Here is a 26,352-nt window from a genome sequence, read left to right as displayed (position 1 = left end):
TGATATGAAAAACCATTTTTAAATTCAATCGATAAATTATGAAGAAATTGCTATTGACAATGGGTTTGTTGGCTGGCGTTTTGTCTTATGCTCAAGCCTGGAAAGGTGCAGGGGACCAAAAAGCACAAGCGGGAATTAATGTTTGGGGATTTGGAACCGGACCTACTGCAAGTTATGATTATGGACTTTCCAACCTCATCTCTGTTGGTGGAGGTGCGAATGTTTATTTTAATGAAGATGATGATAATCCTTTTGTTTTTGGACGTGTTGGGTTTCACTTACAAGAAGCTTTGGCATTACCTTCTGAAATAGATATCTATCCTGGTGTTAATGTAGGAGTTGCCGGTAGAAACTTCGGTTTAGGCGTTTATCTTGGTGCAAGATATTTTTTCACAGAGAACTGGGGCGCTTTTATAGAAGCCGGGAACAATGGAAGTTTTGGTGTTTCTTATTCTTTCTAAATTTTGACTAAAAATATAAAAGCTTCTGGGTTCTCAGAAGCTTTTTTTGTTTTATACATTGGAAAATTTTACTTGCTCATTTCTTGCTCTATTTTCTCAATCATTTTCTTGGCATTCCCATTGGTTCCGCCAAGACCGATTGCTTTTTTATAACTCTCTAATGCCAAATCATATTGCTTATTGGTAAAATAAGCTTCTCCTAAACTATCAAATAGATTTGCGTCTTTAGGAAATTCCTTGGTAGCCAATTTGAATATGGTTATGGATTCATTGTTTTTGCCGAGTCTTAATAATTCATATCCCAATTTATTAAGTTCTCCAGGATTCTCAAAACTGTATTCATTTTTAGAATTTTTCTTAAGTAAATAATAGGTTTCTATCGCTTTATTGACGTCATTGACAGCTTCTTTTCTTATGGCTTGATAAATAGATTTTTTAGGAATTTTGTACTCTTTTCCCAACATCAATTTATGTATAATATGTCCTAAATCCCAAACTCTATTGAGGGTATTGGAAACCAGAATTATCGTAATATTATTTTTAAGATCATTTAAAAAGATCGATTCGAATTTATACGAAACGCCATTATGTCTTTGTAGTTCTTCTTTTTCAAAGTATCTGCCGAGTGACCCTCCTTCGTCTTTGGCGTATGGATTATTCAACAAAGTTTGGAAGGATTCTTTGGATATTAATCGATTAGAATTCAGCGCTTCAATCCATTTATAGAGATCATTGATATCTACCCAAAGCCATCCGCTAATAAATTGCATTTCCGGACATCTGACATTGTCCATATCATAAGAAGACGTTCGGTTTTTATATCCCGATTTGGGATCAAATACCGAGTTGGTCATTTTTAAAGGCTTAATTATATTTTTAGAAACGAATTCCTCAAATGACATTCCGGTTACCTTTTCAATGATTCTTCTCTGCAAGAAAACATTACCATTATCATACCTGTAACTGGTTCCCGGTTCGAATAATAGGCTATCATTACTTCGCAAAATCTTCCACGCCTCTTCATCATTTTTCGGGGCTATTAACCCATTTTCTATCCTAGGAATCCCACTGGCATAATTAATCAAATGGCGGATGGTAACTTTCTCTGACCATTTTGGTAATCCTAAATTAAATTTGGAAATCGGGTCATCAAGATCGAGAAGACCACGCTCCACTAAAATCATTATAGAAACCGCATTAAATTCCTTTGCAATAGAACCAATGTTAAATATCGATTTTTTATTTAAAAGCGTTTGCTTCGTTTCATCTGTAAATCCGAATGATTTTTGATAGATGATTTTGTTGTTTTTAGCGACAAGGACATTTCCGTTGAATAAACCTCTTTCATAGGATTTCGCCATTACAGAATCAATTTGATTGGCATAAACTGATTCTTTTTTCGATTTGTTTCTGTTGTTTAAGTTATTCGCGGTTTGTGCAAAAGTACTTATTGATATAATCAGAATAATGATTAAATGTAGTTTTTTCATTTTATAACTATTTTTTTAGTTATAACAACTAAATAAAAGTTTTTATTACATCGGAAATGTAATTTTTAATTTAATCAAGAAAAAAGAAAAGCATTCCGAAATGTCGAAATGCTTTTTTGTTATCTATTCTTTTAGCTTAATATTCTTATTCTGTGGTGGAAGCGGAACGTAGCCATCATCATTAATGACTTTTGGAAACTCGTGGTTTGCCCATCTAGTTTTGGCGTCTTCTATAATTTCTCTTGAAGTTCCAACGAAATTCCAATAGATATATCTTGGTTCCGGAAAAGGTTCGCCTCCGAAAATATAAACTGTCGAATTCGGTTTTAATGTGAAATGACAAAGTTTGGAATCTTTCGCAATCAGGATGTGTTTTGGTGTGTATAGATTACCTTCGCTTTCAATATTACCTTCCAAAATGTATAGGGAAGATTCTCCGAAAAGATAATCGCCAAGAACAATTTCGCGGTCTTCCTGAAGTGTATTTTTGACTTCCAAAAAATACAATGGCGAATAAACAGGAACGGGAGATTTACGTCCGAGGATTTCACCAGCGATTAATTTATAATTGACTCCGTTATCTATCCAGCTTGGGATATCTTCTTTGTTGATATGGAAAAATTCGGGTTCCATTGTTTCCAATTCTTTTGGAAGTGCGACCCAAATTTGTAATCCGTGGAGGTTTTTATCGGTGGTTCGCAGATATTCTGGTGTTCTTTCGGAATGGGCAACACCTTTTCCGGCGGTCATCCAATTGACAGCACCTTCTTTGATTTCGATTTCCGTACCGATGGAATCTCTGTGCATAATGCTTCCCTCGAACAAAAATGTCAAAGTGGAAAGCCCAATGTGTGGATGCGGCGGAACATCCATATTTTCGTAATCTTTGAGCGCAGCCGGTCCCATATGATCAATAAACACAAATGGACCAACACTTCTCTTCTGAGAAAATGGCAACAATCTGCCAACCAAAAAGTTACCAATATCCGCAGCACGCTCTTCGATTATCATCTCGATATTTGACATAATTTCATTTTTAAATTTGATTTAAAATTAAGGATTTCTATCTAATATTTACACTTTTGATTTACCGTTGAATCACTCGCAGCCCGACTTGAGCGGAAATCCTTTTTTGCTTATACAAATGTTCTATTTTATGTGGAATCTTCGTGCAAAAAAGATTGACTTCGTCGAACCACTTCGTTAGGTTTGGGAGTGGAAGGCGGATTAAGCTGCCCGAATCATCATTATCATTGAGTGTTATTTTGGCAGAGAAAAGGCTGATTTTTACATTGGTATAGTTTCTGACTAAATGATTACCTTTGACAACTATAATTTTAAAATGTATTAATGGAATTAGCATTAAAAATATTTCAGTTTATCCTGAGCATTTCTATCCTTGTAACTTTACACGAAATCGGGCACTTCCTGCCGGCGAAATGGTTTAAAACCAAAGTAGACAAATTCTTTTTATTCTTTGATCCTTATTTTTCCATCTTCGCAATGAAGAAAATCAATGGAAAATGGCAATATAAATTCTTTTCTAAAAATCAGCCTACGGATGAAGAGGTTGAAATCAACGGTAAAAAAATAACACAGCCAATCGATGTTTCCAAATTACCGGACAGCGACTGGAGAAAACACGAAGGTGTGAAATATGGCCTTGGATGGCTCCCAATGGGCGGTTATGTAAAAATCGCCGGAATGGTGGACGAAAGTATGGACACGGCTCAGCTTTCCAAACCGGCTGAACCTTGGGAGTTCCGTGCAAAACCGGCTTGGCAGCGATTGATTATTATGCTTGGTGGTGTAACAGTTAATTTCTTTTTGGCTTGGTTGATCTACTCTTGCTTATCTTACTTCACCGGAGAAACTTATCACGATAATTCGAAATTCGAGAATGGGATTGCGGTTTCTGATGCCGGTAAAAAAATGGGCTTGGAAACAGGAGATAAAATCCTGAAAATAGACGGAAAACCTGCAGAAAGAATGGAAACCTCAACCGTTAATATGCTTTTTGCTGATAACGTAACTGTTCTAAGAGGTGGAAAAGAAGTAACTTTCCCAATCAATGAGGATGGTGTAGCTGAAGTTCTACACGCTAACGAGGCGAAACTTTACTTTATGAATCGTTTTCCTGCCGTGGTTGACACTTTAACTCCAAATATGCCGGCAATAAAAGCTGGATTACAAAAAGGAGACAAAATTGTTGGCGTCAACGGACAGAAAACGGAATTCTATGACCAAGTTACGGATGCTTTAAAGGCAAATAAAGGTGGAGAAATCAGTTTAGATATTATCAGAAATGATCAACCCCTTACAATCAAAGCTAAAGCAACTCCGGAAGGAAAATTAGGATTTGGTCCTAACTTCCAATTGGCTCAGAGTTATCTGAACAAAAGCGAGACAACGAAAAATTATTCTTTTCTGGAAGCCATCCCAAGAGGGTTTACAAGAACTATTGATGTTTTGACAATGCAGGTGAAACAATTTAAAATCATCTTTAACACCAAAACACAAGGTTATAAAAAGGTTGGAGGTCCTATCGCCATCGTAAATAATATGCACGTTGAAAAAAGCAAGGATGGAAGCCTTTCTATCGATTGGGAGTTTTTCTGGGGCTTTACGGCTATGTTCTCTGTTTGGTTAGCATTCCTTAATTTGATTCCAATCCCAGGATTAGATGGTGGTCACGTCTTGTTTACATTGTGGGAAATCATCACAAGAAAACCAGTTCCGCAGAAAATTTTGGAAAATGCGCAAATGGTAGGTGTAATTTTCTTATTAGGCCTTATGGCGTTAATCTTTGGAAATGATATAGTTAAGGTTGTAGCGCAATTTTTTAGTCAAAAAAATTAAAAAAAGTTGTCCAAAAATTTTTGGAAGTATAAAAAAAGTTTCTATATTTGCACACGCTTAAAGCAAATGGAAACATTCCTCTTTAGCTCAGTTGGTTAGAGCATCTGACTGTTAATCAGAGGGTCGCTGGTTCGAGCCCAGCAAGAGGAGCAAAACCACTAGATTAGTCTAGTGGTTTTTTGTTTTTATATACTTCTTATATTCTATAAAATTCTAATATTTATTCTCTCGCTTTAGATTTTGTTTTTTAATCCAAACAAAAAGGACGCAGAATAAAACAAACACGACTATTAAAAGTCCTGAATTGACCAATACCTGATTCAACCCGAATTTTGATACATCTACAAACGGATAAGGATAAAAACCCGAATAATTCCCTCGAACGAGAATATAAAGCAAATACACCAAAGGAAATATCAACCACTTCGGAATGTGATTATAATTAAGCTTATTATCCTCAAACAAAAACCAATAAATAATCGCTAATCCTGGGATGATGGAATGTAATAGTTCATCAACAATCATTTGAAGTCCTGCCGGGCTCCAAGTGTGTCTCAAAAGAATCTGATAGACTAAGCCAACAATCGTGATGTAAACTGTGATCGGCGTCAAAACTTTAATCGTTTCTTTTTGGAATGCCTGAACTGAGAATGAAACAGCCAAAATCAAATTACTCAAAATCGTAAAATAACTGAAGAATCGAATTACCGATTCCATCACAGAAACGGTTCTTGTTTCCATCATCAGATAAAACTGTAGAATCACCGCCATCCATCCTAAAATCGCAAGAAATAACGCCACTTTCTGTTTCATATTTTGATTAATTTAATAATGATATCACAACTATAAAGATTAAAACCGCTAATCCAACCAAAATAGTCATAATCAAATGACTGAAAATTGATCGCATAATAATATTTATCGGTTTCATTGGTTTGAAAAACTGGAGATTCGTCCAAAAGTGCAATCCCAAATCAATCAAATAAACAATCAGCATCACAGTTCCAATATTGAGAGAATGCTTGACCAAGAAAATAAACGGTAAAAAGACAATCTGAACAATCAGTCTTTGCCCGGCTTTGTAAGTATTCAGAACAAGGTATTCTACAAAATTGTAACCTTTGTTATGAAAGCAAATCCAGGTTCCCATTGTGTACAAAGGAATAGTCGCCAAAGTTACCCAACTGAAATGTGACAAAAACCATTCATCAAGGTTCAAAGATTTCCCATAACCAATGTCAGATTTTAAAGACTCTTCCGAAGCTGAAAACAGATTAATACCAAACCAATGGCAAAGCAAAATATAAAATCCTGTCAATATCAGAACAAAAGAAAATGGTTTGATATGACTCACTCTTTTTCCTTCCAGATATTCGCGGATTGTGTGTCCTGGTCGCAGAAACAATTGCTTGGAAGTATATAACAGTCCTGCATCAATATGAAAAAGGCTGTGCGTCAACTGATGCCTGAGATAATGATAATTAATTAGCTTTGTATCAGCTGTTTGACCACAATTGTTACAAAATTTCCCTTCAAAACGATGACCACAGTTCTTACAAATTTTCATAATCGATTAGTTTATTTCTTGTTTTTCTCTTCAATCCACCGGCTCATATATTTTGTCGAATTCAACTGATGATGCTGCAGGATTTTCCCGAGATAATTCTCCGTCCGATGATTTTCCAGATTACTATAAATTTTCGAGATTGTTTCAAAAAACTGATTAACATATAACTTCTTATCAAAAACTTCATTCAAAATCTCAAAAGCATTTTCATTGGCTCGATTCCAAACTGATTCATTTTGATATAATTCAATTGCCTTTTCTATAAATTTCCCATCAGAATCCTCGGTAAAACCATTCCAAGGTAAATTTTTGTGCATTGCTTCTGAACCAATTGATGAAGTTACATTAGGTAATCCAAATTGCATACTTTCCCAAAGCTTTCCTTTCAAACCGGCACCAAAAGGAATCGGAGCCAACAAAACTTTGTATTCATTAAAAAGTGATTCAACATCGTCCGCTCTTCCTTTTACCAAAAAACCTTCTTTATCATTATGCAGTTGATAAACTTTCTCAGAAGCATAGGCACCATAAATATGAAGTTCAGCTTCCGGAAGTTGTTTCCGAATTGATTTCCAAATGGATTTCAGTTTCAGAACCGTTTGCCAATTGGGTTCGTGTAAGAAATTTCCGATACTTACAAAATGTTGTCTTTCTTGAAAAGCAGTCTTATTTTTCTCAATCTTTTCAGTCAAAAACGGAATGTAAAACAGAATATCAGGATTGATTTTAAACTTCTCTGTTAGCAATTGATATTCAAATTCCGAAATAATCAAAGACAAATCACAACGCAAAATCGAAGCAATTTCTCTTTTGAAAACATCATTAACAAGATCTTCATTACTAACTTCCCGTTTCTCAACAAAAGCTTTCCGTCTCGCTTCTCTAAGGAAATGCAAATCTTCTGTATCATTGATTTTCATAGCATTGGGACAATTCTCAGAAACGCGCCAACCAAATTGTTCTTCCGTCACATAACGGTCAAAAAGCACGATATCAGGATTGAGTTTTTTTATTTTCTCATCAAAGCTTTCGTTATTGATTTCGATTTTTTGGATTTCGATTTTTTCTGAGAATTCGATGTTGTTGGAAGCCGTCATAAACGTGATTTTATAATTTGCTTCCGAGAACAATTGGATAAGCTGCATCATCCTGTGACCTGCTGCAGTAGAAGCCGGCTCCGGAATAACAAGACCGATAATGACAAGATGTTTCACAATCACAAAAATAGAGATTCTTTATTGATTATTTGGGCAGCTTTATCCGTCTTCCGCTCCCAATCTTTTCACTCCACTTCGTTGCGTAAAAAGGATTTCCGCTCAAGTCGGGCTGCGGATTCGGCATTCAATCAACATTTGTCATCAAACAATTACTTTGTCATTCCGTTTAATAATCATTCATTTTCAAAAAAATAAATGCTAATTTTGATGTATGCGAATAGAAAACGAAATCAAGTTAGGGTTCAAAGATGTGATGTTTCGTCCGAAGCGTTCTACACTCAAATCCCGTTCAGAAGTGACTATAGAAAGAGAATTCACTTTTCTACATACTCAGAAAAAATGGAGCGGCGTTCCTCTGATTGCGGCGAATATGGACACCGTCGGGACTTTCGAAATGGCGGAAGCACTTTACAAAGACAAAATCATTACGGCTGTTCACAAACATTATTCTGTACAGGAATGGTCTGATTTCCTGAAAGATAAAAGCGATGAGTTCTACCAATACATTGCCCTGAGCACCGGAACCGGAAAAGCGGACGAGGAGAAGATCAAAACAATTTTGGACGCCAATCCGAAAATTCAGTTTTTGTGTATTGATGTTGCCAATGGTTATTCCGAACATTTTGTGGAATTTGTGAAAAAAGCACGTCAGAATTTCCCCGATAAAATCATTATGGCAGGCAACGTTGTAACCGGCGAAATGGTAGAAGAACTGATTCTTGCTGGTGCTGATATCATCAAAGTAGGGATTGGTCCAGGTTCGGTTTGCACGACTCGTGTAAAAACCGGTGTTGGCTATCCACAACTTTCCGCAATCATCGAATGTGCGGATGCAGCACACGGTTTGGGCGGCCAAATCATCGGCGACGGTGGTTGTAAAGTTCCCGGAGATGTGGCGAAGGCTTTTGGTGGCGGCGCAGATTTCGTAATGCTGGGCGGGATGTTTGCCGGACACGACGAAAGTGGCGGTGAAATCGTAGAAGAAAATGGGAAAAAATTCAGGCTTTTTTACGGAATGAGTTCTCAAACAGCTATGGATAAACATTCCGGAGGTGTTGCAGAATATCGTGCTTCTGAAGGTAAAACCGTGAAAGTTTCTTATAAAGGTCCGGTTGCGGAAACTGTAAAAGATATCTTAGGCGGCGTTCGTTCAACGTGTACTTATGTTGGGGCTGCGAAGTTGAAAGAACTTTCTAAGCGAACCACCTTTATACGTGTGCAAGAGCAAGAGAATCAGATTTTTAATGGATAAATTTTGAAAAATATTTTTCACATAGCTAATGGCGATTTTCTTGCTGAAGATTTGAGGAAAACTTCAATCAATGGCGAAATTATTGTTTGTCGTGAGGCTTTGGTTACTGGAGATTTGAAAGCTGATTCTTTGAAAGAATTTTGGGAAGTAAGAGCCAAATCAATTTCCGAAGATTACAAAGTTTCCAAGGAAAGTTATTATCAAAAATCGGTTTCTGAGTTTGAAAAGATTCTGAATATTCCTGAAGGTTCTGATGTTAATCTTTGGTTTGAAGATGACCTGTTTTGCCAGGTTAATTTGTGGTTTTGTATTTCATTGCTTTCAAATAGAAAGGATTTAAAACTCTATAGAGTTTTTCCGAAAGCAAATACAGAAAATCATTGGAAAGGTTTTTCAGATTCAGAAAATTCTGATCTGGAAGAATCGTTAAAATCCAGAGTTTTACTTAATGAAAATGACATCGAGTTAGCCATAAATCTTTGGAAAGCTTACCAGAATAATGATTTGAATTCTTTGAAACAATTATCAGAAAACCAATTCATTTGCTTTCATTTTTTGAACAAAGTTGTTGACGCTTATATCAATATAAAACCAGAAAATTTCATAAAAAATCAAATTGAAAATGACTTGACAGATTTTGATTCGGTTTTTAAAAAATTTCAGGAAGAATTAGGAATTTTTGGTTTTGGAGATTTGCAGGTCAAGAAGATTTATGAGAAAGTTTTAAATGAAAAATAAAGAAAACCAGCCAAATTCGGCTGGTTTTATATTAAAGATTATCTAGTTCTCTTCTTAAAGCAATCGAAGCTTTTTTCACTTCTTCCGTCCAATCATCGGCCGCATTTCCGTCTGCACCGTCAGAAATATATTTCAGGCAAAGAAAATCGATTCCTTCCTGCTCTGCAACTTTCGCCAATGCAAAAGCTTCCATATCGATAACATTATATTCAGGATTGATATGTTCCATTTCGAATTGGTCGCCAGAACCGCAGATTCCGCTGGGGAGATTTTCTACATTCAATCCATATTCCAGAAGAACTGGTTCGCCGGAAAGTGGTGTTTCAAACTTCTGAAAACCCAAAGCTCTGACATCCATATCTCTCTCAATAAAACGACTGCAATTCACAACACTTCCTCTGTCAAAAGTTGTACTTCCTGCTGTTCCAAGATTGATAATTAAATCCGGATTAATTTTCTGAATGGCTTTTGTCAAATTATAAGTAGCTTTAACTTTTCCTATTCCTACAAAGACTTTATTGTAATTTTCGAATTCTTTTTCTGCTTCAGATTCCAAAGCAAAAACCAGTAAAATATTATTGTAATTCCTTCCGTTGATTATCATTGTTTAATATTAGTTCACAAAATAATTTAAAAATATCCTATTACTCTGCAATATAATCGAAAAATGATACCCCATCCTAAAAAAGATGGGGCAAACATTTATGTTAAATTAATTACGAAGTTACTTTTTAATCAGCTTCTGTGTATCTATATTTCCGTTATCAAAAGTCATCTTAATGATATACTGACCTGTAGCAAGTTGTGATACATCAATAGTTTTGGACGTTGATTCCATTACTTTTCTACCATTCATATCAATTACCTCAGCTTTTTTAAGATCAGCTTCATTCCTGATGGTTACAAAATCTTTAGCCGGATTCGGGAAGATAATAGACTGGAATTTTTTTACGGTCTCAGTTACGGCAAGACTCTCCTTTACATTCAATGTATAATCTTCTGCCTGGCCCTGCGAGAAGACACCGCAAGAAAAATTGGCATATTCATTAAAATTAGAGATAATTCTCATTTTAGTGTCGCCGAGCTTAGCACTAGCCGGTATTGGTAACTGGTATGTTACAGTGTTACCTGTCACTTGGAAAACCTTTCCGATGTTATAAACTTCTCCGTCATCGCCCAGATAACCATTCTGGTTCCAGTCTACATAAACGGTTATCGCCTGGTTGGAAGTATTGTTGTAAGTCTGAGCATTGACCTGTAATGGATATGTTTTACCTCTCTCCACATCTGTCTTGATAGCAGAGAAGTCCTCGTAGCCAATATTATCAGTAGATGGATTATTGATGGTACCGATTTTTACATTATCGATTGGCATCAGGAAATTGAATTTTGGAACACAGTATTCATCCAAAGGATTGGTCTCAACACAGCTTCCAATTAACGTAAATACGCCGTCTGCACCACCTGTGGTCGGTCTCCAGTTTGTTTGTCCATCTCCGCTGTAATAAGTTTCCTTACCGCTGTTTCTGATAGTTGTCGTTTCCCAGAATGATGGATTCTCCTGTACTTTATTAACTACTTTTACAACCAACCAATATCTTCTACCGGTTGCACCTCCGGGAAGCATAACAGCTTCAGGAAGATTGAATGTATTTTTCCTAAATGTAAAGCCATCTCTTTCGTTAAGGTCAGTAACGTTATTTGGTTGTACCCCTTCATAATTTTGAATAATACCACTTGGTGTACCGTAATCATCTCTGTCCATTATCATAATATCAAAAGACTCAATGCCTCCCTTGTCAATTGTATTAAGAATGATATCTGTCACAGTTAGATTGGTATGTGCCGCAACATTGAATTCATTGGCCATATAAAGCAATTTAAGGTCACCTGCTCCTGTTTCAAAATTGTTGCTTGGCGTAGATGGTGCGCAAACTGCAGGATAGTTTTCTACACTGTCGCTATTTCCGATAACAATGTCATCCAATGTGTTAGAACGTCCTGTTTTAACAATTGCTTCAAAACAAATTTGTAATTGAGAAGATTTTTCCGGTAGTGTAATCACCGCTTGTTTCCAATCCGGAACGTTGAACAGATAATTTTTGAGAACTTTCCATTCTGATGTTGGAGAAAGCCTGTAATATACATTCAGGAAATTCTGATAAATTCCCCACGCTTCCTGGCTATAGAAGAAAGAAAGTGTTGGTGTTTCTAATCCGGTTACATCCATCACAGGGCTGATTAGCTTAATTTTAGGATTGGTAGATCCTGCTGCAATCTGAGAGCACGCATTGAGTTGTCCGGAGTGGGCATTTACAACGTTGTAATCAACACCACCGGCAGCGCCTTTCTTATAGATAAATCCATCGTAGTTAGGGTTAACTCCACCTGTCACCTGCTGTGTCCAGCAAGAACGGCTCGGGCTGTCGGCCTCAAAAGTTTCTTTGAATGGAAAACTGCTGACCGTGTTACAAGTCTGTGCGTTGAGATTCCCATTTATGATAGCAATAGCTGCTGCGAATAAAAAGTAGAACTTCTTCATTTCAATTTCGATTTTTAACTCTACGAAAATAGTTTGGAAAAATCAGTTTTTCAAAGAAATGAATAGCTCTATTATGGAAAATTTATGATTTTGCTATTATTTTAAAATCAACAACTTATTGATTATCAATATTATATGTTTTCCGAGACTTGTTTTTTCAGCAAAAGTTTTTTCTTCTGCATTTTAACTGTTTTGAAGAGTAAAATGCTAATAATCACACCAAAAAATATAGACGAAAGGGCAATCAGCAAAAGATATTTTTGATTAATCGAATCTTTTTCAACATCATTCTCAACTTTTTCCTGAGAAATCAGCTGGTTGACCGATTTTGCTGTTTCAATATTACTCTGTGCCACCTGCTTCCTAAAAAGCATCTCATAATAATCGTGTTTTTCGATATCCTTAAGCTGCAAATAATTTTTTGAAAGTAGGTCATAGATATCGTTTTCAATATCATCCCGCGCGGATTGATTTTTTCTACTATTTAATATTTTGAAAAGCAATTCATTAGAAAGATCATACTTGCCTTCTGCTGCTAAAATTTTGGCATTTCCAAGTGTTATAAAAGCTTCCTGTAACTCGGCAAACTGTGGCGGATATGGCTGCGAAGATTCCTTGGGATTAATACTTGCCAACTTTAGGTTTTCAAGTGCTTCATTCAGCCTTTTTTGCTGTATCAGACAAGACGCTTTGTTAAGATAAGCAATTTTAATATTGATCTCCGCTAAAGGATTTTTAGAATCTATATACTCATTAATAGCCTTGTTAAAGTAAGACAAAGCAATATCACTATCCAAGCTGTAGAAATAGTTCATCGCCTTTAGGTAAAAAATATTTCCTCTGACCAGTGACAGAGAATCTTTAATTTTCGGCGATGCTAAAAGTAATTCTGCCTGGTCGAGATAGATTCTTGTCTTTTCATTGAGTTTAAGAAACTGGTAGGTATTTCCAAGAATGCCCAATATTTTTATCTTAGTAATGACATCATCGCCGTTGTCTGCCATTTTCAATGTCTCATTCCCATATTTGATGACCTCCAGCCGGTTCTGGAGAAGGTTTGAAGTATTGGTAAGAATAAACAGGCAGTGGAGTTTATCCTTGTGATTCAGAGAGTTATCTTTGTAATATTTCTCTGCAATCTGATAAGCCTGTTTGGGATTCATCAGCATCAGTTTATCCGCTTTTTTAAGAACGGCTTCGGTTGTCTGGGCATTGATAAGAGTAGAATGGCCCAAAAATAAAATCATTATGAGAACCCATCGTTTCATTCTTCTTTTTGTTTTAATAGTTGAATGTAATTGGCTGGGGACATTCCGGTCACAGATTTAAAGACCGCAGCAAACGCACTGTGCGTAGAGAAGCCGCTTTCCTCTGCAAGATATTTGATTTTATAGCTTCTGTAGATAGGTTTCTCCTTCAGCTTATTGATGATATAATTGATTCTCAATTCATTAATATAAGCATTGAAGTTTTTTTGCTTGTGTGTATTGATAGTTTCTGAAAGATATTTTGTATTGGTTTCCAATTTTTTGGCAAGATTCTGAAGGGAAATTTCAGATTTTATAAAATCTTCTGTTTTTTCAAAGTCATCCAGTTTTTTCAGCAATAGATTTTCTGTTTTTTCGGAAATGACCTGTGGCTGAGGTGCTTTTTTCTCCTTAAGCAGGTTAATTCTTGTAATAAAGTTCTCATATTCTTTGTTTTGGGAATTGATTTGGAAATACCATAACAAGATAAGGCCTGTAATCAATAGTCCTGCACCAATAATCGAAAATAAAATAGTCCTGCCATTATCTATCTTATTATTCAGCTCATTGTGTAGATGTTCCTCTATAATGTTGAACCATTTATTTTTAGCTGAAAAACGTGTTTCGTTGAGTGTTTTCAATACCAAATCTTTTTTTTCTACAGCATCTTTATAATCCTCATTAGAATTTTTTTTGGCATAATAGTCTACCAGAAAATCATAATAATTATATCTCAGATTTAGGTTGGGCGTTTGAGCCAGAGCATCTACAGGAAGCTTAAATAAAATCTGCTCAGCATCCTCAATTTTATCATTCTTGAGAAGATACTTTGCATAAACAATCCGGAACTGAATATCACCTTTATATAAGTTATACAAACCTTCTATAAAAAAATTATCCGAAGAATTTTTATCATTATTTGTAATGAATTCATAGAGGTAAAATAGATTTTCCCTTGCAATCATCAGATTTTCCGTCTTTGCTTTTTTTAAAATTTGCGAAAGCTCTCGGGTCAAATTTTCGGATTGGTTTTGATTTAGTTTCTCCAACAGAGTTATGATTTGATTGGAGAATTGTACGTCATTTTGTTTTAAAGTTCCCTCGATTGATGCATTATCACTAATGCTCAGATAATATAAGATACTTTTTTTCAGAACAATTATACTTGATGGAAAATCCTCGTTATTTCTAGAAATTTTTTTTAATGCTTCTGTCAGATTATTTTGGAAAAACAAAGATTTGATTCGCAAATAATCCAATTTTTCTTTTTCTTCGGAATCCAGCTGGAAATTCTTCTCCAGATAATCCAATACTTCAGTAGCTTTATCGGGTGTCAGCACCATTTCGTAATTGGCCTTCTGAAAAAGCTGGTTTTTCTCCGGATCGACAGATTTCCCGAAAACCAACACATTGCAAAACGCAAATAACAGAAAAACCACTCTTTTCAGCATTTGTAAAAATCAAATGATAAATTTATATCTTTTTTGACGGAAAGAAATAAAAAACTCACAGAATTTAATTGTTCTGTGAGTTTTTAACATTTTATTTTAAGTTGCTTATGTCAACATTCCTCCGTCAACATTCAGAACCTGTCCTGTAACGTAAGAAGATAATTCACTTGCGAAGAAAACGCAAGCATTGGCAACATCTGCCGGCTGGCCTCCTCTTTTCATAGGGATTCCATCTCTCCATCCCTGAACTGTTTTTTCGTCCAAAGCAGCCGTCATTTCAGTTTCTATGAAACCTGGCGCGATAGCATTGCAACGGATATTTCTGGAACCTAATTCCAAAGCAATAGATTTAGTAAAACCAATAGCTCCGGCTTTTGAAGCCGCGTAATTGGCTTGTCCAGCATTCCCTTTTACACCAACAACCGAAGTCATATTGATGATAGAACCGGATTTTGCTTTCATCATCGGTTTAATAACTGCTTTTGTCAGGTTGAAAACCGAATCCAGATTAACTTTTATAATCGTGTCCCAATCTTCTTTTGACATTCTCAACATCAGATTATCTCTTGTGATTCCCGCGTTATTTACCAAAATATCAATCGTTCCGAATTCTGCCAACACATCCTCAACTAATTTTTGAGCAGCATCATAATCCGAAGCATCTGACTGATAGCCTTTGATTTCTGTTATTTTGCTTAATTCTGATTCTAGTTCCTTAGCTTTTTCAACAGAGCCGGCGTAAGTGAATGCTATTTTTGCGCCTTCTTTGGCAAAAACTTCCGCAATTCCTCTTCCGATTCCACGCGTTGCTCCGGTGATGATTGCAACTTTACCTTGTAGTAATCCCATATATTTTTATAATGTTTTCTAATTTTATTATGGCAAAAATAATACTTTAAGAATTATTGACAATCCTTTGGTTTTTTCTCAATATGTTTTTGAAGTTTCTCGCTCCATTTATAACAATGTTCTTTGATTAAAACCATCTTATTTTCTTTTACTTTATAAATATTTTTGACAATAGATGCCCCTGCACAACATTGGTTGGTTTCTGTAATCAATTTATTTTTCTCATCAAATTCCAAAGAAGTTCCAGAAAAATCACTTGCAAAAAATTCATTATTCTTATTATCAAACAAAAAATAGGTTTTTGAAGTGTTTGGACCTGCATAAGATTGCATACAGCTGGAAAAGTCTTCGTAACCATCAAAATTATAATCTCCGACCGAAACATCATAGATACTATCAAATCCGCATTCTTCCATTTTCATTTTCTGAAAAATCTGATTGCTTTTTTTATCGATAATTAAAAGATAATTCTCATCCTCTTCTTCTGTTCCTCTGAAATAAAATCTTTTGGTGCTTTCTGATTGTAAAAATGATTTTTGATTTGCTTTTTTCTTTAAATAGAAATTCAATTGAGCTTCTGTTTTGAGATTTGTCCAAGTTCCCAAGTATTCTTCTTTTTCATCTTTAAAATTATTAAAATAGAATTTTGCCGTCTTCAAATCTCCATCCATCTCGAAAAGCGTTAAATTTCCATTCTCAATAATTCCTTTAATAGAAATTGGTTCATTGAATTTTGAATAAATATAAATTCCATCAGCAAATTCTCTATCAATATTAAGAACCATCTCAATTGGGTAATTACCAATTTTCCCTTCATAACTGACTTGAGTGAAGAAAAAAACTGGAAAAAACAGAAATATGAGTTTAAGAAAATTCATTCTTTATATTGAATTATTCACAATCAGAACAATCTCACCTTTTAAAGTTTTACTTTTCGAAAATTCAATTAACTCATTGATTGTTCCTCTTTTAGTTTCTTCGAATTTTTTGGAAATCTCTCTGCTAAGACTTACTCTAGTTTCTTCCCCAAAGAATTCTTTGATTTGCTCAAGTGTTGTATTGATTTTATGCGGACTTTCGTAAAGAACTATTGTTTTCTTTTCTTCAGCTAATTGTTTCAGTTTGGTTTGTCTTCCCTTTTTCTGAGGAAGAAATCCAGCAAAATAAAAATCGTGATTAGGCAAACCAGAAACAACCAAAGCAGGAACAAAAGCTGTTGCACCTGGCAAACAAATCATTTCCAGACTTTTGTCTGCACAGGCTTTCGCTAAAAGATAACCCGGATCAGAAATTCCCGGTGTTCCCGCATCTGTAATCATGGCAATATTCTGCCCGTTTTCCAAATCCTGAATAACTCTGTCAGTCGCCTGATGTTCGTTATGTAAATGATAGGATTTCAAAGGTTTGGATATTTCGTAATGTTTCAAGAGAACGCCAGAAGTTCGGGTATCTTCACACAGAATATAATCTACTTCTTTCAGAACCTTCACAGCCCGGAAAGTCATATCTTCCAGATTTCCAACGGGTGTCGGAACAAAATAAAGAATGCCGCTCATCTACAAAAACCTGTTTTCTACCAAAGTCCAAAGTCTTTGCGCATAATTATCCACTTTTTTCCAGTCTCTTTCGTAATAGATATCACTCAAATACTCCTGAGCTTTATCCAAAGAATTGAAAGAATTTAGAACTGTAACGACTTGATTCAATTCACTTTGACTACCGTTGAAAAGATATTGAGAAAACGCAATTCGGTCATTCAAATCCAGCTTGAATTCTGGTTTTGGCTTCGGCGCTTCCATGTAATCTGTCGGTACATTATTTTTCAATAAGCTTCCTGAGGTTTGAACGGGAGCAGGCTTTTCAACTTCTTCTAAATGGTCATCATCAAACAAGGATTTGGCGATTTTCAGACCTTTGATATTGGCTAATTTGAATTTTTTATCGTGATGTTCTTCTTGATTCTGTGATTCATAAACTTGCTGAGATTTTTCTTTCGGCTGTGTATTTTCTTTAGAAAATTCTACAATTTTTCGTCTGTTTTCCTCCAATTCCTTTAGTTTCGCTTCTTTCTCAGCCAATCTTGTTTCATAATCATCTTGAGAATTTCCTGCATTTGATTCATCTTTTGTCATTGCAAAAGAAAATTGACTGTCCTGCATTGGTTCAAGTTTTTCAGCCGGTTCTTCTAACAGCTTTTCTTCCTCAGCTTCGATCTCTTCAACGGCTTCTACTATTTCTTCGTGATAATTTTGAGCTTCAATTTCATTAACAAGTTCTGTTTCTGAAATCTGTTCTTTAAACTCTTCATTTTGATTACCAACTTCGATTTCATTTTCAATAATTTCGTTAAGTTGATTTTTCTCTTCAGTTTGTCCAACAATTTCATTTTCAAAAACTGTTTCCTCAACCAAATTTTCCTGCGCATCAATTTCAGCAAAAGAATGAACTTCTTCTACTTCCGGAACATCTTCGAAAATATCGTGAACTTCCGTTTCCTCAACAATGATTTCTGCAACCTTATTCTCATCTTCAAATTTTTCAACTGATAATAAATCTGAATTAACGTTTGTTGATTGATTGTCAATGGATTCCAAAGGTTCAATTTCTATTGACGAATAATCAAATTTCTGAGAAATTTTAAGAAAAGAAAACTTCTGATAAAGTTGGTTAATTTCATTTTCCTTGTTCAAAATCGCTTCATAAGAATCAGATTCCGCCAATTCTGACAAAAGAATTTTGATTTCAGCGAAGATTTTCTTGTATGTATCTTGCAGGTTTTGCATAATAAATCTTATTAATTTTTACTTAAATTTGATGTTTATAAATTTAAGAACAATTTTGTTCCCAAAAAGAATTCATCAAGGTTTTCTTTAGAATTTTAAAACAATTTTTTGCTAAATTAATAATGTTTTTAGAAAATACAATTAATCATTCCAAACAAAGCGGTTGGATGGAAGTTATCTGCGGTTCTATGTTCTCGGGAAAAACGGAGGAACTTATCAGAAGACTCCGTCGTGCGGAAATGGCTGGTCAGAATGTGGAAATTTTCAAACCAAGAATCGATACACGCTATTCTGAGGAAGATGTGGTTTCTCACAACCAGACTAAAATCCGAAGTACAGCTGTGGAAAGCCCTTCCGAGATTCTTTTGTTAGGTTCTAATTGTGATGTGGTGGCGATAGATGAAGCTCAGTTTTTTGATGAAAGTATTGTTGATGTTGCCAATCAATTAGCAAATAATGGAATCCGGGTTGTGATAGCCGGTTTGGATATGGATTTTCTTGGTCGTCCGTTTGGCCCAATGCCGAACCTGATGGCAACCGCAGAATATGTAACTAAAGTCCATGCTATTTGCCGAAGAACAGGAAATCTTGCCAACTACTCTATGAGGACTTCTGCAGGAACGGAATTAGTGGAATTGGGAGAAACCGAAGCTTATGATGCGGTAAGCAGAAAAATTTTTGTGGAGGAAGTTCTTAATAAAGATAATGAGATAAATTAGTTTATTTCTTGATAATCAATGAATTACACAGCAAAAGAAATTGCACAAATAACAAATTCCAAAATTATTGGAAACAGTGAAATCAAAATCAAAAATATTGCTTTTGACAGCAGGACTATTTATTCTACAAGGCATACTGCATTTCTTGCGATCAATACCAAAAAGAATTCCGGGCAGAAATATATAGAGAATGTTATAGAAAAAGGAATTGATACGATTATCACTGAACATCAAATAGACAATTCTTCTATCAATCAAATCATTACAAAAAATTCGGTTGAGTTTTTACAGACTCTTGCCAAATATCATTTTGAACATTCTGACATCAATTCGATTGGGATAACCGGAAGTAATGGAAAAACAATTCTGAAAGAATGGCTGTATCAATGCCTTTCTAATGAATATGTTACAGTTAAAAGCCCAAAGAGTTTTAATTCTCAAATTGGTTTACCTCTGTCACTATTGCAAATCGATAGAAAACACGAACTAGGAATTTTCGAAGTTGGGATTTCCAAGCCTGACGAAATGGAAAAACAGGAAAATGTTTTCCACCCGAAGATTGGATTATTGACGCATATTGGAACTGCTCACTCAGCTAATTTCAGTTCCGAGGAAGAATTAATTCAAGAAAAATTAAAACTGTTCAAACATTCAGAAATTATATTTTATAATTCTGATAACGAATTGACACACAAATTAATTAATCAATTATATTCAAGTAAAAATTTAATATCTTACGGATTAAAGAATAATAATGACATCACGATAGTTTCTGATGTTAATGACCGAATTCAGGATATTAAAGTCAAATATTTCGAAGAAGAATTCTCACTTCCAATCAATCAAAGAGATGAGGCAACATTAACCAATGTATTGGCTTTGATAGGAATTTTGAAAGAGTTGAAGCTATCAAATCTTCAGATTAAAGAAAAAATCGATGCGCTCAAAGCGATTGAAATGCGTCTGGAAAGCATTGAAGGCATTAGAAATAATCTGATTATCAATGATTCTTATAATTTGGATTTAGATTCTTTGAAAATTGCGTTTCAGTTTATCGGTGAATATAACAAACCAAAAAAATCTCTGATCCTTACAGATATTTTGGATTCTAACGAGAATTCCGAAGAGTTATATTCTGAAGTTTCTGAATTGGTAAATGAACAAAAATTCGATAAAGTTTTTTTGATTGGAGAGGAAATTAGCTCATTTTATAAACAGTTTAATTCCGAAACTTATACTTTTAATAATACTAACCAATTTATTGATAGTAAAGTCATTAACGATTTAGAAAATCAGGTTATTCTTCTGAAAGGTGCAAGAAAATTCGAGATTGAAAAAATTAAGGAAATTCTTGAGCTCAGAAAACACGATACAGTTTTGGAAATCAATCTGAATGCTATTCTTCATAACATTAATTTTCATAAATCATTATTAAAACCCGAAACCAAAATGATGGCAATGGTAAAAGCCAATGCTTATGGATTAGGAAGTTATGAGATTTCCGAATTTCTGCAGCACCATCATATTGATTATCTTGGTGTTGCATTTGCAGACGAAGGTGTTGAACTGAGAAAAAAAGGAATCACAACGCCGATTATTGTTATGAATCCTGAACAACACAGTTACGACAGCGTTATCGAATATAATCTGGAACCGGAAATATATAGTCTGCGAGTTTTAGAATTATTCAATGAACAATTAATAAAATCTGGAAATCAATTGAAATATCCTATTCACATCAAATTGGAAACAGGAATGCATCGTCTTGGTTTTAAGGATTTTGAATTAGATGAATTAACTGAAAAATTAAACGCTATGAATGTCAAAGTTCAAAGTATTTTCAGTCATCTCTCATCTTCTGATATGCCTGAAGAAAAAGAATTTACATTGAATCAATTAAAAACATTTGAAAAAAATTCTAGTTATTTGATTTATAAATTGGGTTATGAGCCAATCCGACATATCCTTAATTCTTCTGGAATTACCAATTACACTGACTATCAATATAATATGGTAAGAATCGGAATCGGAATGATTGGAGAAACTTCAAACCCGGAAATTAAAAAGCAGCTTCAACATTCAGTCAGTTTTAAAACCGTTATTTCTCAAATTTCTGATATAAAAACTGGAGAATCTGTTGGTTATAGCAGAAGATTCAAAGCGGAAGAAGATACAAAGATTGCCACCATTCCTGTTGGTTATGCGGACGGAATTCCGAGATTGATTGGAAACAAGGTCGGGAATATTGGTATCAACAATCAACTTTGCCCAATTGTGGGAAGCATTTGTATGGATATGATGATGATTGATGTAGATAATGTAAATGCAAAAGAAGGCGATTCCGTAACAATTTTTAATTCTAATCCGTCATTAGAAGAATTTGCAAAATATTGTGACACCATTACTTATGAAGTATTAACTTCTATTTCTCCCAGAGTCAAAAGAATCTATATAAAAAATTAACAATGATCAAGAAGCTCTTTTATCTGATTCCATTTTTAGCTTATCTGATGTGTTATTCTCAGATAAAGGAAAATCTTGTCATTCCGAAAAATCCTAAAATTGGATTGTCTCTTTCCGGAGGTGGCGCAAAAGGTTTCACACACGTTGGTGTTTTGAAAGTTTTGGATTCTCTTGGTGTTAAAATCGATTATATCTCCGGAACCAGTATGGGTGCAATTGTCGGTGGACTTTATGCGGCTGGTTATACAGGTAAAGACATCGAAAAAATCGTAATGGATACCGATTTCTACTCATTAATAACCGACCCAAAAACCCGACAGGAAACCAGTTTTTTCAACAAAAGTGTTGATAAATATCTGTTTACCGTTCCCTTGAAAAATGGAAAGATTACATTTCCCTCTTCTATTAGTACCGGTCAGAGAAATGTTTACTTACTGAAAGAACTTCTGAGAAACGTTTCAAATATTGATGATTTCTCCAAACTTCCGATTCCTTTTATGTGCATCGGAACCAATATAGAAAGCGGTCAGATGAAGATTTTTGAGAATGGCGATTTAGTTTCTTCTATTATGGCGAGTTCCGCATTTCCTTCGCTTTTAGATCCTGTGAAAGTTGGTGATAGTATTTATGTTGACGGTGCGATGACGGTTAATTTCCCTTCAAAGCCATTGAAAGATAAAGGAATCGATATTGTTATTGGTGTTGACCTCAATCAGCCTTTGGCAAAACGTGAGAATCTGAATAGCATTATTTCTATTCTTAATCAAATCATTGATATCAACATCAAAAAAGAAACACTCAACCAGTATAAGTACACAGATATCAATATCAAACCGGACCTTACCGGAATGACTGCTACAAGTTATGACGATAAAAGAAAAATCCTGGACAGTGGTTATGTTGAAGCCCAAAAATATGTTGATATTCTGGACAAATTACCAAAACGAAATTTTGACAGAATAAGATCATCAATCAATCCAATTTATTCCAGCGTTTACAAAATAGACAGTCTTGTGGTTGAAAATGGAAGGATCTATAAATCCAACTATATTCGAGGAAAAATGGGGCTTAAACTGCCTTCTATGCAGACTTATGGAAGTGTGAACAAGATGATTGATAAATTGTACGCAACCAACAATTATAAGTTCATTAATTACGATATCGTTCAGGAAAACAACAGCAGTTATCTCAAATTATATGTCACTGAGGATGAATCCCGTCATTTTTTGAAATTTGGGCTTCATTACGACGAAGTTTTCAAGACCGGATTATTGCTCAATTATTCAGCAAAGCGGTTGTTATTTAGAAACTCCAATTTGTCTTTAGATGTAGTAATTGGTGATAATCCGAGATATTATTTCAATTATTTTATAGATAACGGATATATTCCGGGTTTTGGTTTATATTCATCAGGAATGACATTCGATCTGAAAAATTTTGATAATAATACAACCGAAACTTGGGATTGGTTCAGAAACGAAGTGTTTATTCAGTCTGTTTGGAAAGACAAGTTTGCAATTGGAGGAGGTTTGAGCCACGACTATTTTGAAAGTGAACGAAACGGTGCCAATAAAATTGTAGAAAAATACCTCAATCCGTATGTCTTCTTAAAAAGTGATACTCAAAACGACCGCGACTTTCCGACAAAAGGTTTTTATCTTAACGCGGAAGGAAAAATCATAGATCTTTTCAATTCAGAATTAGAGAAGAAACCAATCAATATAAAAGCAGATATCAAGATGAATTTTTACATTTCAAAAATGTTCACTTACCGTCTGAATTTATATGGAGGGATTACAATTGGAGACAACCTTCCTTCTTTTTATCAATATAGAGTTGGAGGAATTTTTGAACAACCTATAGCCAATTATAAACAATTTGCAGGATACCAGTTTGCATCTTTGACAGATAATAATATATTCATTGCTTCCAATGATCTACAGTTGAGATTCAATAAAAACTACTTCCTGATAGGGAATTTCAGTTTTGCAAATATGTTTAGCTCTATTAAATTTGAAGATGCTGTCAAACTCAATTACAGTTCCATAGGACTTACCGCTGGTTACAAATCTCCTTTTGGCCAGATAAAAGTTAATTTCAGCAAATCTCTTAACAAACATAAAGGCGTTTTCAGTGTCATTTTAGGACATTGGTTTTAAAAATATGATAAACTTTTTTTTTGAAGAAATCGACAAAGTACAAATCCATTCAAAAACATCAGAATGGCTGGAAAACTTGATTCAAACAGAGAACAGGAAGCTCGGCGAAATCAATTATATCTTTTGCGATGACGAGTATCTTCTCAAGGTCAATCAGGATTATCTCGACCACGATTATTACACAGATATCATCACATTTGACTATGTGAAGGGAAAAACCATTTCGGGAGATATTTTCGTATCTTTGCCGCGCATTTTGGACAACGCTTCTACTCTATCCCAAAACTTTGAATCAGAATTCAATCGCGTTTTGGCTCACGGGATTCTTCATCTTTGCGGATACAAGGATAAAACCGAGGAAGAACAAACCCAAATGCGAGCAAAAGAAGATTTTTATATCAATCAATTTAAAAATTTTTAGGAGCTATTTCCCGCTTTCCGCTCATACTCCTCACGCCAATGCTTTCCCCAAAGCTAGTTGCGGGGTAACCGCTACAAAGCGAAGAATGAGCTTCGACGATTCAATAAAAAATAATTAAAAATATTGAGTCAATCGGGGCTAGTTACAATATTATAGTCAATGTTCCACGTGAAACATTACCTTTAAAATATAGAATATGATAAGCGAAATATATGACGTAATTGTAGTTGGAGCTGGTCACGCAGGTTGCGAGGCTGCTGCTGCTGCTGCCAATCTTGGTTCAAAAACGCTCCTTGTCACAATGAATATGCAAACCATTGGACAAATGAGCTGTAATCCTGCAATGGGTGGAATTGCAAAGGGACAAATTGTAAGAGAAATCGACGCAATGGGAGGCTATTCCGGTATTGTGGCTGATAAATCTGCCATCCAGTTCAAGATGTTGAATCTCTCCAAAGGTCCTGCAATGTGGTCTCCAAGAACACAAAACGACCGAATGATGTTTGCGGAAGAATGGCGATTAGCTCTCGAAAATACACCTAATCTTGACTTTTTCCAAGATATGGTTAAGCAATTAATTATTGAAAATAACAAAGTTGCCGGAGTTATAACATCCCTTGGAATCGAAATCAAAGCCAAATCTGTTGTTTTAACCAATGGAACCTTTCTTAATGGTTTGATTCACGTTGGAGATAAACAATTAGGTGGTGGAAGAATGGGCGAACCAAGAGCTTTCGGAATTACTGAGCAATTAGTTTCTTTAGGCTTTGAAGCTGGGAGAATGAAAACAGGAACTCCTCCACGTGTGGACGGAAGAAGCCTTGATTACTCCAAAATGGAAGAACAAAAAGGAGACGAAAATCCTCAGAAATTCAGTTATTTAGATACACCAAAATTAACCAAACAATTAAGCTGTCATATTGTTTATACTAACGAAACTGTACACGATATTTTACGTGAAGGATTTGATAGAAGTCCTATGTTTAATGGAACTATTCAGAGTTTAGGTCCAAGATATTGTCCAAGTATTGAGGATAAAATTAACCGTTTTGCTGAGAGAAACAGACATCAGTTATTTGTAGAGCCAGAAGGTTGGAAAACTGTAGAAATCTACGTCAACGGCTTCAGTTCATCTCTTCCGGAAGATGTTCAAATCAAAGCTATGAAACATATTCCTGGTTTCGAAAATGTAAAAGTTTTCCGTCCAGGTTACGCTATAGAATACGATTACTTCCCTCCTACTCAATTGAATCATACATTAGAAACAAAACTGGTTGAAAACCTTTACTTCGCTGGTCAAATTAATGGAACAACAGGTTATGAAGAAGCTGCCGGACAAGGTTTAATTGCCGGCATCAATGCACATAATAAAGTTCACGATAAAGGAGAATTCATTCTTAATCGTGATGAAGCTTATATCGGAGTTTTAATTGATGATTTGATTACAAAAGGAACTGAGGAACCATATAGAATGTTCACTTCCAGAGCTGAATACAGATTACTACTTAGACAAGATAATGCTGATATTAGATTAACTGAAAAGGCATATAATCTTGGTTTAGCAAAAGAAGAAAGACTAAGAAAAGTTGAAGAAAAAATTGCTAAAAGCGATGAATTAGAGACTTTCCTTAGAGAAACTTCTCTTAAACCAGGAATCATTAATCCTATCCTGGAAACCATAGAATCCTCTCCTGTTGACCAAGCTTATAGAGCAGCACAAATCTTGACTCGTCCTAATATGACTTTGGAAAGATTAGAAGCGATTGAAGCTATAAAAGATGTAGCTTCTACTTATGAAAATGAAGTAAGAGAACAGGCAGAAATCAATATCAAATACAAAGGCTATATCGAGAAAGAAAAGGAAAATGTAGCTAAACTGAATAGATTAGAAACCATCAGAATTCCTGAAGATTTTGATTATTCCAAAATTACTTCTCTTTCTGCAGAAGCTAAACAAAAAATGGGTAAAGTAAAACCTAAAACCATTGCACAAGCAGGAAGAATCAGTGGTGTTTCTCCAGCAGATATTAATGTACTTTTGATATACTTGGGTAGATAAAATTATAAATGTTCCACGTGAAACATTTCAAAGAACAATGTTATTTTTCATTGTTCTTTTTGTTTAAAAACTTTT

The 26,352-nt window shown here is 35.0% G+C and carries 22 protein-coding genes and 1 tRNA gene; 10 read left to right on the top strand and 13 right to left on the bottom strand.

Features of this window, described 5'->3' with window-relative positions; genetic code table 11:
• Nucleotides 1-38: 38 nt before the first annotated feature.
• Nucleotides 39-461, top strand: a complete 423-nt coding sequence (locus BXY58_RS01780; RefSeq protein ID WP_120212088.1) for a DUF6646 family protein — start codon at nt 39-41, stop codon at nt 459-461.
• Nucleotides 462-529: 68 nt separating this feature from the next.
• On the opposite strand, the gene BXY58_RS01775 is transcribed toward BXY58_RS01780, so the two are convergent.
• Together BXY58_RS01775 and BXY58_RS01770 are read right to left on the bottom strand one after the other, a co-directional pair.
• Nucleotides 530-1,951, bottom strand: coding sequence for a serine hydrolase domain-containing protein (locus tag BXY58_RS01775; protein WP_120212087.1), 1,422 nt, complete (start codon nt 1,949-1,951; stop codon nt 530-532).
• A gap of 123 nt (nt 1,952-2,074) precedes the next feature.
• Nucleotides 2,075-2,977 (bottom strand): pirin family protein, encoded by a 903-nt coding sequence (locus BXY58_RS01770; protein WP_120212086.1) that lies wholly within the window; start codon nt 2,975-2,977, stop codon nt 2,075-2,077.
• Between the two features lie 324 nt (nt 2,978-3,301).
• Here BXY58_RS01770 and rseP point away from each other — a divergent pair, with 324 nt between their 5' ends.
• On the top strand, nt 3,302-4,810 hold the full coding sequence (gene rseP, locus BXY58_RS01760; RefSeq protein WP_120212084.1) for an RIP metalloprotease RseP: 1,509 nt from the start codon (nt 3,302-3,304) through the stop codon (nt 4,808-4,810).
• A gap of 76 nt (nt 4,811-4,886) precedes the next feature.
• Nucleotides 4,887-4,960, top strand: a tRNA-Asn gene (locus BXY58_RS01755).
• Nucleotides 4,961-5,023: 63 nt separating this feature from the next.
• Here BXY58_RS01755 and BXY58_RS01750 read toward each other — a convergent pair.
• Genes BXY58_RS01750 through BXY58_RS01740 form a run of 3 tightly spaced genes read right to left on the bottom strand, consistent with a single transcriptional unit; the run spans nt 5,024 to nt 7,591 of the window.
• The gene (locus tag BXY58_RS01750; protein ID WP_120212083.1) at nt 5,024-5,623 is read right to left on the bottom strand and encodes a Pr6Pr family membrane protein; all 600 of its coding nucleotides are present in this window, start codon (nt 5,621-5,623) and stop codon (nt 5,024-5,026) included.
• Between the two features lie 7 nt (nt 5,624-5,630).
• Entirely contained in the window at nt 5,631-6,377 is a 747-nt protein-coding gene (locus BXY58_RS01745; protein WP_120212082.1) for a DUF3667 domain-containing protein, read from the bottom strand.
• An 11-nt stretch (nt 6,378-6,388) separates the two neighbouring features.
• Entirely contained in the window at nt 6,389-7,591 is a 1,203-nt protein-coding gene (locus BXY58_RS01740; RefSeq protein WP_120212081.1) for a glycosyltransferase, read from the bottom strand.
• Nucleotides 7,592-7,805: 214 nt separating this feature from the next.
• On the opposite strand from BXY58_RS01740, the gene BXY58_RS01735 reads away from it, so the two are divergent.
• Complete coding sequence (locus tag BXY58_RS01735) at nt 7,806-8,846, top strand: GMP reductase (protein WP_120212080.1); 1,041 nt, start codon at nt 7,806-7,808, stop codon at nt 8,844-8,846.
• Between the two features lie 3 nt (nt 8,847-8,849).
• A complete protein-coding gene (locus tag BXY58_RS01730; RefSeq protein ID WP_170144178.1) occupies nt 8,850-9,584 on the top strand; it encodes a DUF1835 domain-containing protein in 735 nt (244 codons plus the stop codon).
• 31 nt (nt 9,585-9,615) lie between these two features.
• On the opposite strand, the gene BXY58_RS01725 is transcribed toward BXY58_RS01730, so the two are convergent.
• The 8 genes from BXY58_RS01725 to BXY58_RS01690 all read right to left on the bottom strand — a co-directional run bounded on the left by BXY58_RS01725 (nt 9,616) and on the right by BXY58_RS01690 (nt 18,456).
• Nucleotides 9,616-10,188 carry a 5'-methylthioadenosine/S-adenosylhomocysteine nucleosidase family protein gene (locus BXY58_RS01725; protein ID WP_120212078.1) on the bottom strand — a complete coding sequence of 191 codons (573 nt, stop codon included), beginning with the start codon at nt 10,186-10,188 and terminating at the stop codon, nt 9,616-9,618.
• Nucleotides 10,189-10,308: 120 nt separating this feature from the next.
• Nucleotides 10,309-12,126, bottom strand: a complete 1,818-nt coding sequence (locus BXY58_RS01720) for a GEVED domain-containing protein (RefSeq protein ID WP_120212077.1) — start codon at nt 12,124-12,126, stop codon at nt 10,309-10,311.
• A gap of 131 nt (nt 12,127-12,257) precedes the next feature.
• Nucleotides 12,258-13,394: a hypothetical protein gene (locus tag BXY58_RS01715; protein ID WP_147366786.1), complete on the bottom strand. Its 1,137-nt coding sequence runs from the start codon at nt 13,392-13,394 to the stop codon at nt 12,258-12,260.
• On the bottom strand, nt 13,391-14,824 hold the full coding sequence (locus tag BXY58_RS01710; RefSeq protein WP_120212075.1) for a helix-turn-helix domain-containing protein: 1,434 nt from the start codon (nt 14,822-14,824) through the stop codon (nt 13,391-13,393). The genes BXY58_RS01715 and BXY58_RS01710 overlap by 4 nt, the downstream gene beginning before the upstream one ends.
• Nucleotides 14,825-14,929: 105 nt before the next feature.
• Complete coding sequence (gene fabG, locus BXY58_RS01705; protein WP_120212074.1) at nt 14,930-15,673, bottom strand: 3-oxoacyl-[acyl-carrier-protein] reductase; 744 nt, start codon at nt 15,671-15,673, stop codon at nt 14,930-14,932.
• A 53-nt stretch (nt 15,674-15,726) separates the two neighbouring features.
• Nucleotides 15,727-16,551: an XAC2610-related protein gene (locus BXY58_RS01700; RefSeq protein WP_120212073.1), complete on the bottom strand. Its 825-nt coding sequence runs from the start codon at nt 16,549-16,551 to the stop codon at nt 15,727-15,729.
• A gap of 3 nt (nt 16,552-16,554) precedes the next feature.
• Nucleotides 16,555-17,229, bottom strand: a complete 675-nt coding sequence (gene rsmI, locus BXY58_RS01695; RefSeq protein ID WP_120212072.1) for a 16S rRNA (cytidine(1402)-2'-O)-methyltransferase — start codon at nt 17,227-17,229, stop codon at nt 16,555-16,557.
• Complete coding sequence (locus BXY58_RS01690) at nt 17,230-18,456, bottom strand: hypothetical protein (protein WP_120212071.1); 1,227 nt, start codon at nt 18,454-18,456, stop codon at nt 17,230-17,232. It abuts the gene before it with no gap.
• Nucleotides 18,457-18,578: 122 nt separating this feature from the next.
• Between BXY58_RS01690 and BXY58_RS01685 the strand changes: the two genes are divergently transcribed.
• From BXY58_RS01685 to mnmG, 5 genes are all read left to right on the top strand, one after another.
• On the top strand, nt 18,579-19,175 hold the full coding sequence (locus BXY58_RS01685) for a thymidine kinase (RefSeq protein WP_120212070.1): 597 nt from the start codon (nt 18,579-18,581) through the stop codon (nt 19,173-19,175).
• Between the two features lie 18 nt (nt 19,176-19,193).
• A complete protein-coding gene (locus tag BXY58_RS01680) occupies nt 19,194-21,638 on the top strand; it encodes a bifunctional UDP-N-acetylmuramoyl-tripeptide:D-alanyl-D-alanine ligase/alanine racemase (RefSeq protein ID WP_120212069.1) in 2,445 nt (814 codons plus the stop codon).
• 2 nt (nt 21,639-21,640) lie between these two features.
• Nucleotides 21,641-23,797, top strand: coding sequence for a patatin-like phospholipase family protein (locus tag BXY58_RS01675; RefSeq protein ID WP_120212068.1), 2,157 nt, complete (start codon nt 21,641-21,643; stop codon nt 23,795-23,797).
• Nucleotides 23,798-23,801: 4 nt separating this feature from the next.
• Nucleotides 23,802-24,218: an rRNA maturation RNase YbeY gene (gene ybeY, locus BXY58_RS01670; protein ID WP_120212067.1), complete on the top strand. Its 417-nt coding sequence runs from the start codon at nt 23,802-23,804 to the stop codon at nt 24,216-24,218.
• Between the two features lie 196 nt (nt 24,219-24,414).
• On the top strand, nt 24,415-26,277 hold the full coding sequence (mnmG, locus tag BXY58_RS01665; protein WP_120212066.1) for a tRNA uridine-5-carboxymethylaminomethyl(34) synthesis enzyme MnmG: 1,863 nt from the start codon (nt 24,415-24,417) through the stop codon (nt 26,275-26,277).
• Nucleotides 26,278-26,352: the final 75 nt, after the last annotated feature.

Source organism: Epilithonimonas arachidiradicis, assembly GCF_003610695.1.
Taxonomy (GTDB): domain Bacteria; phylum Bacteroidota; class Bacteroidia; order Flavobacteriales; family Weeksellaceae; genus Epilithonimonas; species Epilithonimonas arachidiradicis.
Note: the sequence above shows the minus strand (reverse complement) of the source record. Positions and strands in the feature narration are given on the sequence as shown.

What these genes read in the sequence shown, in the direction of transcription:
- BXY58_RS01780 (WP_120212088.1), top strand. Translation starts at nt 39, where the DNA reads ATGAAGAAATTGCTATTGACAATGGGTTTGTTGGCTGGCGTTTTGTCT.
- BXY58_RS01775 (WP_120212087.1), bottom strand. Translation starts at nt 1,951, where the DNA reads ATGAAAAAACTACATTTAATCATTATTCTGATTATATCAATAAGTACT.
- BXY58_RS01770 (WP_120212086.1), bottom strand. Translation starts at nt 2,977, where the DNA reads ATGTCAAATATCGAGATGATAATCGAAGAGCGTGCTGCGGATATTGGT.
- rseP (WP_120212084.1), top strand. Translation starts at nt 3,302, where the DNA reads ATGGAATTAGCATTAAAAATATTTCAGTTTATCCTGAGCATTTCTATC.
- BXY58_RS01750 (WP_120212083.1), bottom strand. Translation starts at nt 5,623, where the DNA reads ATGAAACAGAAAGTGGCGTTATTTCTTGCGATTTTAGGATGGATGGCG.
- BXY58_RS01745 (WP_120212082.1), bottom strand. Translation starts at nt 6,377, where the DNA reads ATGAAAATTTGTAAGAACTGTGGTCATCGTTTTGAAGGGAAATTTTGT.
- BXY58_RS01735 (WP_120212080.1), top strand. Translation starts at nt 7,806, where the DNA reads ATGCGAATAGAAAACGAAATCAAGTTAGGGTTCAAAGATGTGATGTTT.
- BXY58_RS01725 (WP_120212078.1), bottom strand. Translation starts at nt 10,188, where the DNA reads ATGATAATCAACGGAAGGAATTACAATAATATTTTACTGGTTTTTGCT.
- BXY58_RS01720 (WP_120212077.1), bottom strand. Translation starts at nt 12,126, where the DNA reads ATGAAGAAGTTCTACTTTTTATTCGCAGCAGCTATTGCTATCATAAAT.
- BXY58_RS01715 (WP_147366786.1), bottom strand. Translation starts at nt 13,394, where the DNA reads ATGAAACGATGGGTTCTCATAATGATTTTATTTTTGGGCCATTCTACT.
- BXY58_RS01710 (WP_120212075.1), bottom strand. Translation starts at nt 14,824, where the DNA reads ATGCTGAAAAGAGTGGTTTTTCTGTTATTTGCGTTTTGCAATGTGTTG.
- fabG (WP_120212074.1), bottom strand. Translation starts at nt 15,673, where the DNA reads ATGGGATTACTACAAGGTAAAGTTGCAATCATCACCGGAGCAACGCGT.
- BXY58_RS01700 (WP_120212073.1), bottom strand. Translation starts at nt 16,551, where the DNA reads ATGAATTTTCTTAAACTCATATTTCTGTTTTTTCCAGTTTTTTTCTTC.
- rsmI (WP_120212072.1), bottom strand. Translation starts at nt 17,229, where the DNA reads ATGAGCGGCATTCTTTATTTTGTTCCGACACCCGTTGGAAATCTGGAA.
- BXY58_RS01690 (WP_120212071.1), bottom strand. Translation starts at nt 18,456, where the DNA reads ATGCAAAACCTGCAAGATACATACAAGAAAATCTTCGCTGAAATCAAA.
- BXY58_RS01685 (WP_120212070.1), top strand. Translation starts at nt 18,579, where the DNA reads ATGTTTTTAGAAAATACAATTAATCATTCCAAACAAAGCGGTTGGATG.
- BXY58_RS01680 (WP_120212069.1), top strand. Translation starts at nt 19,194, where the DNA reads ATGAATTACACAGCAAAAGAAATTGCACAAATAACAAATTCCAAAATT.
- BXY58_RS01675 (WP_120212068.1), top strand. Translation starts at nt 21,641, where the DNA reads ATGATCAAGAAGCTCTTTTATCTGATTCCATTTTTAGCTTATCTGATG.
- ybeY (WP_120212067.1), top strand. Translation starts at nt 23,802, where the DNA reads ATGATAAACTTTTTTTTTGAAGAAATCGACAAAGTACAAATCCATTCA.
- mnmG (WP_120212066.1), top strand. Translation starts at nt 24,415, where the DNA reads ATGATAAGCGAAATATATGACGTAATTGTAGTTGGAGCTGGTCACGCA.